Below are 644 nucleotides of genomic sequence, written 5' to 3' on the forward strand. Positions count from 1 at the left end.
CAAAAAATCACGCAGTCGTTGGCGGGAAGAGTTGCCTTATTAACCCTTTTGCCATTTTCTTATTTTGAGCTACTTGAAAAACCATCCATTGACGAGTTTATCTTTAAAGGAGGTTATCCAAGGCTGATTCAAAAAGAAATATCTCCTGACGACTTTTTTCCAACCTACATTCAAACGTACATTGAGCGAGATGTACGGCAATTGATTCAGGTTCAAAATCTTTCCCTTTTTCAAAATTTCTTGTATTTGATGGCTGGGCGAGCAGGACAAGTATTTAACGCCTCAAGTATTGCCAATGATTTGGGCGTAAACAGTCAGACCGTAGAAGCATGGACATCGGTTTTGGAAGCATCGTACATTTTATTTCGGTTGCCGCCTTACTACAAGAATTTCAACAAACGCATCACCAAAGCGCCTAAAGTCTATTTTTACGACACAGGGTTACTATGTTATTTGTTGGGAATACGTACCGAAGCCGAAATCCAGTTACATTTTGCCAAAGGCGCTATTTTTGAGAATTTGGTAATTTTGGAGGTGATGAAAATGCACTATAATCAAGGCCGTCGTCCACAATTGTATTACTGGCGCGACAGCAATCAAAACGAAGTAGATTTGCTGATGCAAGATGGGCTAAAACTTCACGC

Annotated in this window: 1 protein-coding gene; it reads left to right on the forward strand. The window is 40.2% G+C overall.

Annotated elements, in window-relative coordinates; all coding sequences use genetic code 11:
* Nucleotides 1-644: ATP-binding protein (locus AC23N5_RS31430; protein ID WP_487758566.1), on the forward strand; the 644-nt coding region annotated here is incomplete at both ends.

The organism is Runella sp. R5_40, from assembly GCF_057652295.1.